At 71.5% G+C, this 11,821-nt stretch carries 9 protein-coding genes; 3 read left to right on the forward strand and 6 right to left on the reverse strand.

The features are described from left to right. Window positions 1-27: 27 nt before the first annotated feature. Together ABZV77_RS30215 and ABZV77_RS30220 are read right to left on the reverse strand one after the other, a co-directional pair. Window positions 28-2,640 (reverse strand): bifunctional FO biosynthesis protein CofGH, encoded by a 2,613-nt coding sequence (locus tag ABZV77_RS30215; RefSeq protein WP_356263446.1) that lies wholly within the window; start codon window positions 2,638-2,640, stop codon window positions 28-30. Between the two features lie 87 nt (window positions 2,641-2,727). Further along, window positions 2,728-3,591, reverse strand: a complete 864-nt coding sequence (locus tag ABZV77_RS30220) for a TIGR03619 family F420-dependent LLM class oxidoreductase (protein WP_356263449.1) — start codon at window positions 3,589-3,591, stop codon at window positions 2,728-2,730. Between the two features lie 108 nt (window positions 3,592-3,699). On the opposite strand from ABZV77_RS30220, the gene ABZV77_RS30225 reads away from it, so the two are divergent. The 3 genes from ABZV77_RS30225 to ABZV77_RS30235 all read left to right on the forward strand — a co-directional run bounded on the left by ABZV77_RS30225 (window position 3,700) and on the right by ABZV77_RS30235 (window position 6,219). Continuing rightward, window positions 3,700-4,125: an ankyrin repeat domain-containing protein gene (locus ABZV77_RS30225; RefSeq protein ID WP_356263452.1), complete on the forward strand. Its 426-nt coding sequence runs from the start codon at window positions 3,700-3,702 to the stop codon at window positions 4,123-4,125. A gap of 69 nt (window positions 4,126-4,194) precedes the next feature. After that, on the forward strand, window positions 4,195-4,542 hold the full coding sequence (locus tag ABZV77_RS30230) for a hypothetical protein (protein ID WP_356263453.1): 348 nt from the start codon (window positions 4,195-4,197) through the stop codon (window positions 4,540-4,542). Between the two features lie 132 nt (window positions 4,543-4,674). Further along, window positions 4,675-6,219 carry a CehA/McbA family metallohydrolase gene (locus ABZV77_RS30235; RefSeq protein ID WP_356263456.1) on the forward strand — a complete coding sequence of 515 codons (1,545 nt, stop codon included), beginning with the start codon at window positions 4,675-4,677 and terminating at the stop codon, window positions 6,217-6,219. A 66-nt stretch (window positions 6,220-6,285) separates the two neighbouring features. Here the strand turns inward: ABZV77_RS30235 and ABZV77_RS30240 are convergent, their stop codons facing one another. From ABZV77_RS30240 to ABZV77_RS30255, 4 genes are all read right to left on the reverse strand, one after another. Then, window positions 6,286-7,761 carry an aldehyde dehydrogenase family protein gene (locus ABZV77_RS30240; RefSeq protein WP_356263459.1) on the reverse strand — a complete coding sequence of 492 codons (1,476 nt, stop codon included), beginning with the start codon at window positions 7,759-7,761 and terminating at the stop codon, window positions 6,286-6,288. Beyond that, window positions 7,758-9,497 carry a D-aminoacylase gene (locus ABZV77_RS30245; protein WP_356263637.1) on the reverse strand — a complete coding sequence of 580 codons (1,740 nt, stop codon included), beginning with the start codon at window positions 9,495-9,497 and terminating at the stop codon, window positions 7,758-7,760. The genes ABZV77_RS30240 and ABZV77_RS30245 overlap by 4 nt, the downstream gene beginning before the upstream one ends. 240 nt (window positions 9,498-9,737) lie before the next feature. Beyond that, window positions 9,738-10,865, reverse strand: a complete 1,128-nt coding sequence (locus ABZV77_RS30250; protein ID WP_356263461.1) for an LLM class flavin-dependent oxidoreductase — start codon at window positions 10,863-10,865, stop codon at window positions 9,738-9,740. A gap of 141 nt (window positions 10,866-11,006) precedes the next feature. After that, the gene (locus ABZV77_RS30255) at window positions 11,007-11,792 is read right to left on the reverse strand and encodes a glucose 1-dehydrogenase (protein WP_356263464.1); all 786 of its coding nucleotides are present in this window, start codon (window positions 11,790-11,792) and stop codon (window positions 11,007-11,009) included. Window positions 11,793-11,821 lie beyond the last annotated feature (29 nt).

Genomic DNA, 11,821 nt, shown 5'->3' on the forward strand with positions numbered 1-11,821 from the left:
CACTGCTCGGCCCCCCTTCGTCATGTCCTAGCTGTCCAGCACCGGCAGCAGCTCCGGCAGGTGCCCGTCCGAGGCCGCCGCCGCCCGCTGCCGCTCCTGCGGCACCTCGCCGTACAGCGTCGTGCGCGGCTTCGCGGGCCGCCCCGCCGCGTCCGCGATGGCGACCAGGTCCTCGACGGACCGGTAGGAGCCGTAACTGGAGCCCGCCATCCGGGAGATGGTCTCCTCCATCAGCGTCCCGCCCAGGTCGTTCGCGCCGGACCTGAGCATCTCGGCGGCGCCCTCCTGGCCCAGCTTCACCCAGCTGGTCTGGATGTTGGGGATGTGCGGATGGAGCAGCACCCGGGCCATGGCCGTGACGGCCCGGTTGTCGCGGGTGGTCGGGCCAGGCCGGGCGATGCCCGCGAGGTAGACGGGCGCGTTGGTGTGGATGAACGGCAGCGTCACGAACTCCGTGAAGCCCTCGACGCCCTTGGCCACCGCTTCCTGCTGTATCCCGGCCAGCGTGCGGAAGTGGCCGAGCCAGTGCCTGGGCTGGTCCACGTGCCCGTACATCATCGTGGAGCTCGACCGGATGCCGAGCTCGTGCGCGGTCGTGATCACCTCGGTCCAGGTGGCCGTCGGCAGCTTCCCCTTGGTGAGGATCCAGCGCACCTCGTCGTCGAGGATCTCGGCGGCCGTCCCGGGGATGGAGTCGAGCCCCGCCTCCTTGGCCGCGGTGAGCCACTCGCGGATGGAGAGCCCGGTCCTGGTCGCGCCGTTGACGACCTCCATCGGCGAGAACGCGTGCACGTGCATGCCCGGCACGCGCTCCTTCACGGCCCGCGCGATGTCGAAGTAGGCGGTGCCCGGCAGGTCGGGGTGGATGCCGCCCTGCATGCACACCTCGACGGCGCCGACGTCCCAGGCCTGCGCGGCCCGGTCGGCGACCTGGTCCAGCGAGAGGGTGTAGGCGTCGGCGTCGGTCCTGCGCTGCGCGAAGGCGCAGAAGCGGCAGCCGGTGTAACAGACGTTGGTGAAGTTGATGTTGCGCGTCACGATGTACGTGACGTCGTCGCCGTTGACCGTCTTGCGGATGTCGTCGGCGACCGAGCAGAGCGCGTCGAGCGCGGCCCCGTCGGCGTGCAGCAGGGCGAGTGCCTCGTCGTCGGTGAGCTTCGTCGGGTCGTCGGCGGCCTGCTTCAGGGCGGCCCGCACGTCGCCGTCGATGCGGGAGGGCACCATGCCGGGCGCCGCCTGCTCGCGCAGCGCCTCCCAGTCGCCGTACACCTCGTCGAAGTCGTCGCGCCGGTCGGTGGTGCGGCCGGTGGTGTCGATGGTGGCGTGCAGGTCCGTGCGGCCGGAGGAGGCGACGTACCCCTCGTCGGGCTCCTGCCAGGGGTGGCCCTCGACCACCGCGTCGGGGCGGGCGAGGCCGGTGTCGGGGTCGGCGAGGGCCCGCAGGTGCGGCAGGAGGCGCGGGTCGAGCCAGGGCTCGCCGCGCTGCACGAACTCCGGATAGACGCAGAGCCGTTCGGCGAGCCGGAAGCCCGCCCCGGCCGACCGCTCGGCCAGCTCCTCGACCTGCGGCCACGGCTTCTCGGGGTTCACGTGGTCGATCGTGACCGGCGAGACGCCGCCCCAGTCGTCGATGCCCGCGCCGATGAGCCGCTCGTACTCCCCCGCGATGAGGTTCGGCGGCGCCTGGATGTTGCCCGAGGGGCCCATGATGTGCCGGGCGACGGCGATCGTGGCGACCAGGTCGTCGATCTCGGCGTCGGGCATGCCGCGCATCGCCGTGTCCGGCTTGGCGCGGAAGTTCTGGATGATCAGCTCCTGGACGCCGTGGTACGAGCGCGCCACGCGGCGCAGCGCGAACAGCGCGTCGGCCCGCTCCTCGTACGTCTCGCCGATCCCGATGAGCAGCCCGCTGGTGAACGGCACCGAGGAACGCCCCGCGTCCTCGAGGACCCGCAGCCGGACGGCGGGCTCCTTGTCGGGCGAGCCGTAGTGCGGCATGCCGGGCTCCGACCACAGCCGCTCCGACGTCGTCTCCAGCATCATGCCCATGCTGGGCGCGACGGGCTTGAGCCGCTGGAAGTCCGTCCACGTCAGGACGCCCGGGTTGAGGTGCGGCAGGAGGCCCGTCTCCTCCAGGATCCGGATGGAGATGGCCCGGACGTACGCGATGGTGTCGTCGTACCCCTCCGCCTCCAGCCACTCCCGCGCCTCGGGCCAGCGGTCCTCCGGCTTGTCGCCGAGCGTGATCAGGGCTTCCTTGCAGCCGAGTGCCGCGCCCTGCCGGGCGATGTCCAGGACCTCGTCCGGGGACATGAACATGCCGTGGCCGTCCCGGCGCAGCTTGCCGGGCACGGTCACGAAGGTGCAGTAGTGGCACTTGTCACGGCAGAGCCGGGTGAGCGGGATGAACACGCTCTTCGAGTACGTGATGACGCCCGGCCGCCCCGCGGCTTCGAGCCCCGCGTCGCGCACCCGGGCCGCGGACGCGGTGAGGTCGTCGAGGTCCTCGCCGCGCGCCTGCAGCAGGACCGCGGCCTCGGTCACGTCGAGCGCGACGCCGTCCCTGGCCCTCCTGAGCGCGCGCCGCATGGCGTTCGCGGTGGGTCGTCCGGCCTCTGGGGGCTGCGCGCTGTTGGTCATGTCTCCGAGCATACGAGCGAGAACACCTGCCTCTTACAGATACTTCCGCCCCTTCCGCCGGTGCAAAAGCGGGCGCACGTCATGGCGTCACGAAGTCACGTACTGCCCGAGCCCGTCGAGCGCCGCGCACACCTCCGTCTCCCCGGCGGGCGGCAGCTGCACGATCACCTCGTCCACCCCCAGCTCCCCGTAGTGGGCGAGCTTGCCCGGATCCGGTGCGACGGCCGTCACCGCCACGTACAGCTCGTCCGCCCCGCGCCCCGCGTCCGCCCACGCCGACCTGAGCACGGGCAGCGCCTCGCTCAGACCGCTGCCGCCGACCGGCATCCAGCCGTCCGCGTACTCCGCGACGTGCGCGAAGAGACCCGGCCCCGCCGCGCCGCCGATGAGCGTGCGCGGCCCGAACAGCGGCCCCTTCGCCAGCCGTTTGCGGGGCGCCCGCCACGGCTTCGGATGGACCTCGCTCGTCCGCACCCCGCCGAACTCCCCCTCGTACGCCTTCGGATGGTCCGCCCACAGCGCCCGCATGACCGCCATCCGGTCCCGCACGACCGCCCGGCGCCGCGGCCACGGGACGCCGTGGTCCTCGGCCTCCTCACGGTTCCAGCCGTAGCCGATGCCGAGGGTGACGCGGCCGCCGGAGAGGTGGTCGAGGGTCGCGATCTGCTTGGCGAGGTCGATGGGGTCGTGCTGGGCGATCAGGGCGATGTTCGTGCCGAGGGCGATGCGTTCGGTGACGGCGGCGGCCTGGGCGAGGGCGATGAAGGGGCTGAGCATGCGGGCGCACTCGGGCGGCAGTTCACCGCCCGGATAGGGGGTTTCGCGGGGCACCGGGATGTGGGTGTGCTCGGGGAGATAGAGACCGGCGAAGCCACGCCCCTCCAGTTCCTGGGCCAGGCGTACCGGAGTGATCGTCCTGTCGGTCATGTAGAGCGTGGCGGAGATGCGCACGGGTCCCTCCGAGCGAGTTCGGTGCGGGCCGGTTGTCGGCGCGGGACACTCTTCCTATCCCTGGAAAGTCGGTTGGTCCATGCCCGTGCGCCGATTAGCGTGACGCGCGTGAACCGACGACGGCAGAAGAAGCTGACCCCGCGCCTGGTGTTCGCCGCGTCGCTGGGCGAGACGGCCGCCGTCAGGTCCCTGCTGCGGTCCGGGCTCGACCCGGAGCTGCCGGACGCCGACGGCACCACCGCCCTGTACGCCGCATCGGTGCACGGAGCGGCCGACACCGTGCGGGTCCTGCTGCGCGCGGGAGCCCTGCCGAACACCGAGAGCCGCTACGTCACCGAGGGCACTCCCCTGTGCGGGGCCGCCGCCTGGGGCCACGTCGACACGGTCCGCGAGCTCCTCGCCCACGGCGCCGACCCGAACCTGCGCGAGGACCTCGGCACGGGACACACCCCGCTGTGGTGGGCGCGCAACGGAGCGCCGGGGCCGCACCGGGAGACGGAGGCCGCGCTGCTGGCGGCGGGCGCACAGGGGTGACGTAACCCTCCGGTTGTCCTAGCATGCGCGCCAGATCCGGACACTTCCGGGACATCTGGGGGTTTCGCCATGCGCCTGCGACTCGCGACCGCTCTCCTTCTCGTCGCCGCCCTGTTCGGCGGGGCCGCGCCCGCCGCGTCGTACGCGGCCGCACCACCGTCCGCCGTCGCGCAGCACCACAGGCCCGGTGCGTCGGCGCCCGCCGGGGCCGGGCAGACCGTGCAGCAGGCGCAGACCGGGCAGGCCGCGCAGACGGCTCAGGCCGCGCAGTCCGGCAAGAAGAAAAAGAAGCACAAGAAGTCGAAGGGCGGGGTCATCGGGCTGATCGTCGTCCTCATCCTGGTGGTCGTCGTGCTCCTCGTGCTCCTCGCGGTGCTCCGCGCCCGCAAGGCACGCAACGCACACAAGAACCACTGACCCGCCCCACCGCGCGGCCACCGCGCGTAAGTCCGTCAATCTTCTTCCCTTGCCGCACAGTTCACGGCTCAATACCAGGGTTGCACGCACCACCCATGTCACCGTCGACACGACACCCTGGGGAGCCGCAGCATGTGCGAGGACGTACACCACCCGAACGGCCCGAACCGGCGCGGACTGTTCGTGACGGGGGCCGCCGCCGCGATTACGTTGGGCAGCGTGAGCTTCGCCAGCGGCGCCGAGCGGCGCGCTCCCGCCCGGGACAGGGCGCCGGGGAGCACGGAGACGAGAACGGTGCGCGGGACGCTGCCCACCGGATCGCCCGACTTCGTGTACCTGCCGGTCGAAGTGCCCGACGGGGTGAGCGAGTTCCGCGCCGTCTACAGCTACCAGAAGCCGACCGTGCCGCCCGGCACCCAGGGCAACGCCCTCGACATCGGCGTCTTCGACGAGCGCGGCACGGAGCTCGGCGGCAAGGGCTTCCGCGGCTGGTCCGGCGGCGCCCGCACCGAGTTCTTCATCCGCGCCGACGAGGCGACGCCCGGCTATATCCCGGGCCGGGTCCGCGAGGGCACCTGGCACATCGCCCTCGGCCCGTACACCGTCGCCCCCGAGGGTCTCCCCTACGAGGTGACGATCACCCTCACCTACGGGGCGCCCGGCAAGACCCCCAAGCCGGCCTACCCGCCCGAGCGCGCGAAGGGCCGCGGCCGCGCCTGGTACCGCGGCGACTGCCACCTCCACTCCGTCCACTCCGACGGCAAACGCACCCTCGCCGAGATCGCCGCGCTGGCCCGTGCGGCGGGCCTCGACTTCATCAACAGCTCGGAGCACAACACGCACTCCGCGCACCCCCACTGGGCCGAGCACGCGAGCGGCGACCTCCTGATCATGCTCGGCGAGGAGGTGACGACCAGGAACGGGCACGTCGTCGCCCTCGGCGTGGACCCCGGCACGTTCATCGACTGGCGCTACCGCGCACGCGACAACCGCTTCGGCAAGTACGCGCGCAAGGTCAGGGAAGCGGGCGGCCTCGTCGTCCCCGCCCACCCGCACGCGACCTGCGTCGGCTGCAACTGGAAGTTCGGCTTCGGCGACGCGGACGTCATCGAGGCGTGGAACGGCGCCTACACGCCGGACGACGAGATCGCCCTCGCCGACTGGGACAGCCAGCTCGTCGCCTCCGTGCGCGGCGACCGGCCGTGGATCCCCGCCATGGGCAACAGCGACGCGCACCGCGACCCCGACCGCATCGGCGGCCCGCAGACCGTCGTCCTCGCCGACGACCTGACCCGCGAGGCCATCCAGGACGGCATCCGGCGCGGCCGTTCCTACGTCGCCGAGTCCAAGTCCGTGGAGCTCGCCTTCTCGGCGGCGGGCGGCAAGGGCCGGCACGCGGGCATCGGCGGCCGCCTCGACGTCGACCGCGACGACCCCGTCACGGTCCGCCTCGACGTCAAGGGCGCGCCCGGCTGCACGGCCCGCTTCGTCACCGACCAGGGCGTCCTGCACACCGGCCCCGCCCTGCCGGAGTCCGGCGAGGGCACGCTGGAGTGGCGCACGACGGCTTCGTACGCCGCCTACGTACGGGCGGAGGTGCGCCACGCCCCCGTGGTGACCGGCCTGCCGGGCCCGCTCACCGCCTTCACCAACCCCATCTTCCTGGGCCGCCGGTGAGCTGAGCCGACGGACAGCCGCTCCCCCACCCAGCCAGGGGCAGGGGAGCGGCCCCGCAGCACTCCCTCACCCCGGCCAGACGAGGGACTGCAGTTCGCTGTACGCGTGCAAGGCGTACGAGCCGACGTCCCGGCCCACGCCGCTCTTCTTGAAGCCGCCGAACGGCGCCTCCATGTTCCGGGCGATCGTGTTCACGCCGACGCCGCCCGCCCGCAGCCTGCGGGCCACCCGGAAGGCGCGGGCGACGTCGCCCGACCACACGTAGTCGATCAGGCCGTAGTCACTGTCGTCGGCGAGGGCGACCGCCGTCTCCTCGGCCTCCTCGGGGCTGTCCGCGTCGAAGGGGACCACGACCACCACCGGGCCGAAGATCTCCTCGCGGACCACCCGCATGTCGTGCGTGCAGTCGGCGAGGAGGGTCGGAGCGACGTAGAAGCCCTTGTCCGACGCCGGGCGTTCGCCGCCCGCGACGACCCGCGCGCCCTCCTTTCGCCCCTCCTCCACGAACGCCTCGATGCGGTCGCGGTGCGCCGCCGAGATCACCGGACCGACGACCGTGCCCCGCTCGGCCGGATCACCGACCTTCAGATGTCCCGCATACCCGGCGAGCTTCTCCACCAGCTCCTCGTACACGCCCCGTTGGACGATGACGCGGGTCGGCGCCGTACAGATCTGCCCGCTATAGAAGGAGAACGTCGTGCCGATGCCCGCCACCGCGGCATCCAGGTCGGCGTCGTCCAGGACGATCGCCGCGCCCTTCCCGCCCAGCTCCATCAGCTGCCGCTTCATGTCGCGGCCGCACACCTCGCCGATGCGCTGCCCGACGGCCGTCGATCCGGTGAAGCTCACCATGTCGACGTCGGGGGAGGCGACGGCCGCCTCGCCGACCGCCGTGTCCGTGCCGGAGACGACGTTGACCACGCCGGGCGGTACGCCCGCCTCCTCCAGAGCGGCAGCCATCCCGTACACGGACAGCGGATCCTGCGGCGCGGGCTTCACCACCACCGTGTTGCCCATGGCGAGGGCGGGCGCGACCTTGCCCGCGGGGTTCGCCCAGGGGTTGTTGTACGAGGTGATGCAGGTGACGACACCCACCGGCCTGCGCACGGCGAGCGCCCCCACGACGCCCGCCCTCCCCATGGGCCCCGCCTCGTGGATCTGCGGCGGGAGCGCGGCCTCCACCGGCTCCAGCGCCCCCTTCGCGTACCGCTCGAAGCGCGCCACGGCCACCGCCACCTGCATGCCGCGTGCCGTCGCCGTCGTGGCGCCGCTCTCGGCCTGCGCGAGTTCGGCGTGCGCCGCGAAGTCGCGCCGCAGGATCGCGGCGGCGCGGGACAGGATCCCGGCCCGCTCCTCGGGCGCCGTGCGCGACCAGCCGTCGAGGGCGGCACGGGCCGCCGAGGCCGCCGCGTGGACCTGCTCGCCGCTCGCCTCGGGCGCGAGCCCGACGACGTCCTCGGTGGCCGGGTTCACCACCTCGTAGTGCCCACCGTCCGGCTCGACCCACTCACCGCCGATGAACAGCCGCCGGGCCGCGCTCACTTGGTGCTCACCGTCCTGGTGTCGCGCCCCGACCGCAGGATCTTCCCCGGCACGGCGCCCGTCACCACGTCCTCGCGGATCGCCTCGACGCCGTTGACCCAGACCGCGTTGATGCCGATCGCCTTGGAGTCCAGGCGCGGGCTGTCGCCCGGCAGGTCGTGGACGAGGGTGGCCTTGCCCGCGTCGATGCGCTCGGGGTCGAAGAGGACGAGGTCGGCGTGGTACCCCTCGGCGATCCGCCCCCGCTCGCGCAGCCCGAACAGCTGGGCCGGATCATCGGTCAGCATCTTCACGGCCTGCTCCAGACCCACCAGCTGCCGCCCGCGCAGACAGTCCCCGATGAACCGGGTCGTGTACGGGGCCCCGCACATCCGGTCCAGATGCGCCCCGGCGTCCGAGCCGCCCAGCATGACGTCCTCGTGCTGCCAGGTCTCGGCGCGCAGGGCCCACGAGTCCGGGTCGTTGTCGGTGGGCATCGGCCACAGCACCGTGCGCATCTCGTCGTTGGCGCAGATCTCGACGATGCAGTGGAACGGCTCCTGCCCCCGCTCGGCGGCGATGTCCCCGACCACGCGCCCAGTAAGCCCTTCGTTGGCGACGGAGTACGTATCGCCAATGACATACCGATCAAAGCGAGCAAGCCTCCTGAAGACCCCCGCCTCCTTGCTCCCGGCCCGCCGCAGCATCTCCTCCCGCACCGCCGGGTCGCGCAGCTTCGCGATCCGCTCGGGCACGGGCAGGCCGAGGACGTCGCCCCAGCCCGGTATGAGGTTGAGGGCGCAGAACGTGCCGAGCGACATGTTCATCGGCGTGAGGATCGGCATCGTGAGCGCGACGATGCGGCCACCGGCCTTGCGGGCGCGCTCACTGGCCACGAGCTGGCGCGGCACGCGCTCGGGAACGGCGGCGTCGATGGTGAGGACGTTCCAGTTGAGGGGCCGCCCGGCCGCCGCGCTCATCTCCACGAACAGATCGATTTCGTCGTCACTGAACTGATCGAGACACCCCGCGACGATCGCTTCGATCTGCGTCCCCTCGTGCTCGGCGACGGCACGGCTGAGCGCGAGCAGCTCCGCGGGCTGCGCGTGCCGTGACGCGACGGGCTGCCCGTCGCCGTCCGAGTGGGTGGACGACTGGGTGGTGGAGAGCCCCCAGGCCCCCGCGTCCATCGCCTCGTGGAAGAGGCGCAACATCGCGTCCAACTGCTCAGTGGACGGCTGCCCGCCCACGGCGTCCTCGCCCATCACATACCGCCGCAGCGCACAGTGCCCCACCATGAACCCCGCGTTGACGGCGACCCGCCCCTCCAGGGCGTCCAGATACTCCCCGAACGAACTCCACGACCAGGGCGCGCCTTCCTCCAACGCCACCAGCGACATGCCCTCGACCTTCGACATCATCCGCCGCGTGTAGTCGGCGTCGCCGGGCCGGTCGGGGTGGAGCGGGGCGAGCGTGAACCCGCAGTTGCCGCCCGCGACGGTGGTCACGCCGTGGTTGAGGGAAGGCGTCGCGTACGGATCCCAGAAGAGCTGGGCGTCGTAGTGCGTATGCGGATCGACGAACCCGGGCGCGAGAACCCGCCCCCGGGCATCCTCGCTGCTCCGGCTCTCCTCGCCGACGGTTCCCGGCTCGGCGACAACGGCAATACGCCCGTCCCGCAGCCCGACGTCAGCAACACGAGCGGGGGCACCGGTCCCGTCGACGACGGTGGCGCCCTTGATGAGGTGGTCGAGCATGACGACGAGTTCCCCTTCCGAGGCAGACATGAAGATGTGTTCCAGCCCGTCGCAGGCGAGGCACACGGGCGGCCGATTCCAGCCCGTCCGGCGTTTGAGGACGAGCCCGAAGGGCGATGGATGGGGGTCCGGGGGCAGGCCCCCGCGACAGCACCACCACACCGCCCCCGTCCGGCAGGACCCCGGCTTCCCGTCCGGGAGGGGGAAGCCGGGGTGGCTCAGAGGTTGGCGCTCAGAGACTCACGCCCCGGCCGCCTGCCGGAACCGCGTCGTACGGTGCACAGGATCCGTGTCGATCTTCGGAATCACATGCTCACCGATCAACTTGATCGTGTTCTTCGTGTCCTCGGGCGAGATCCCGATCGGCAGCCCGAAGCTGAGCTGGTCCGCCCCGGCCTGCTCCCACCGCTTGCACTGCGTGAGCACCTCGTCCGGGTCGCCGCAGATCATCAGCTCCTCGGCGATGAGCAGCTCGATGAGCTCCTCGGTGTACTCGGGGAGCAGCTCGGGCCACTCGGGGATGCCCTCGGGCCGCGGGAACGTGTCGTGGTAGCGGAAGAGCAGCGACTGGAGGTAGTTGAGGCCGCCGCTGACCGCGATCTCGACCGCCTTCTTGTGCGTCTCCGCGCAGATCGCCGTGGACGTCACCATGACGTTGTCGTTGACGAAGTCGCCGATCGCCTGCGCCTCCTTGACGGCCGTCTTGTACGACTCGACGACCCACTCCATGTCGGAGACCTTCTGCACGCTGAAGCCGAGGACCCCGAGCCCCTTCTTGCCCGCCATGGCGTACGAGGAGGGGGACCCGGCGGCGTACCACATGGCCGGGTGCGACTTCCCGTACGGCTTGGGCAGGATCTTGCGGGGCGGCAGCGACCAGTGCTTGCCCTGGAAGCCGACGTACTCGTCCTGCAGCCACATCTTGGGGAACTCGGCGATGGTCTCTTCCCAGAGTTCCTTGGTGTGGTTCATGTCCGTGATGCCCGGCATGAAGCCGAGGATCTCGTGCGAACCGGCACCGCGCCCCGTGCCGAACTCGAAGCGCCCTTCGGAGAGATGGTCGAGCATCGCGACCTTCTCCGCCACCTTCACCGGGTGGTTGACGGGCGCGAGCGGGTTGAAGATGCCCGAGCCGAGGTGGATGCGGTCGGTGGCGTGTGCGAGGTATCCGAGGAAGACGTCGTTCGCGGAGAGGTGCGAGTACTCCTCCAGGAAGTGGTGCTCGGAGGCCCAGGCGTACTTGAAGCCCGACTTGTCCGCCTGGATGACGTACTCGGTCTCCTCGATGAGCGCCTTGTGCTCCGCTTCGGGGTCGACCTTGGCCCGCGCGGCGGGCACGTATCCCTGTACAAAGAGACCGAATTCCAAGGGAAGTTCACCGTCCTCGTGAGGTTCTGACGGTTTCTGACGACCCGTCAGATCGTGATGCGTCGAACTGTTCCACCGGGCCGCCGGAGCGTCAATAGCTGACGCAACGTCAGACATCCCGATGCCCGATCCCCGCTCGGCTCAGACGACGCTCACCCCCGCCAGCCATCCCCCGTCGATGACGAACGGCTGCCCCGTGATGTACGCCGAGTCGTCCCCGGTCAGGAACAGCGCCAGGGCCGCCACCTCCTGCGGCTGCCCGATCCGCCCGAGCGGCACGAGCTTCTTGTACAGCTCCGCGACCGCCTCCTTCGCCGCCACGGGGTCGGCGTCCGGGTCGAGCAGCGCGGGGTTGGTCATGGGGGTGTCGACCGCCCCCGGGCACACGGCGTTCACGCGGACGTTCCGCCCGGCGAGCTCCAGGGCGGCGACCCGGGTGAGGCCGAGGATGGCGTGCTTGGTCGCGGCGTACGCACCCACGTACGCCATGCCCGTCAGGGCCGTGTAGGAGGCGGTGTTCACGATCGTGCCGCCGCCGGCCGCGGCTATCTCGGGGGCGACGGTGCGGATGCCGAGGAAGCAGCCGATCTGGTTGACCCGGATGATCTGCTCGAACTCCTCCAACGGCGTGCTGCACAGCTCGTTGAACCGCAGGATCCCCGCGTTGTTGACGAGCCCGTCGACCTTCCCGAAGGCGTCCTTGGCGGCTGCCGTCGCGGCCTGCCAGTCGGCTTCCACGCCGACGTCGAGGTGGACGTACGTGGCCGAGTCCTCCCCCAGCTCCGCGGCGAGCGCCTCGCCCTGCTCGTCGAGCACGTCGGCGACGACGACGCGGGCGCCCTCGGCCACGAAGAGGCGCGCCTCCTGCTCGCCCTGTCCGCGTGCGCCGCCGGTCACGATGACGACGCGGCCGTCCAGCTTGCCCATGACGTACTCCCTGCTCTCGGCACGATCGG

Origin of the sequence: Streptomyces sp. NPDC004732, from assembly GCF_040609235.1 — a bacterium.
GTDB lineage: Bacteria > Actinomycetota > Actinomycetes > Streptomycetales > Streptomycetaceae > Streptomyces.

Excerpts from the sequence above, each read along its gene's own strand:
- ABZV77_RS30215 (WP_356263446.1), bottom strand. The coding sequence starts at position 2,640 with ATGACCAACAGCGCGCAGCCCCCAGAGGCCGGACGACCCACCGCGAAC.
- ABZV77_RS30230 (WP_356263453.1), top strand. The coding sequence starts at position 4,195 with ATGCGCCTGCGACTCGCGACCGCTCTCCTTCTCGTCGCCGCCCTGTTC.
- ABZV77_RS30235 (WP_356263456.1), top strand. The coding sequence starts at position 4,675 with ATGTGCGAGGACGTACACCACCCGAACGGCCCGAACCGGCGCGGACTG.
- ABZV77_RS30245 (WP_356263637.1), bottom strand. The coding sequence starts at position 9,497 with ATGCTCGACCACCTCATCAAGGGCGCCACCGTCGTCGACGGGACCGGT.
- ABZV77_RS30255 (WP_356263464.1), bottom strand. The coding sequence starts at position 11,792 with ATGGGCAAGCTGGACGGCCGCGTCGTCATCGTGACCGGCGGCGCACGC.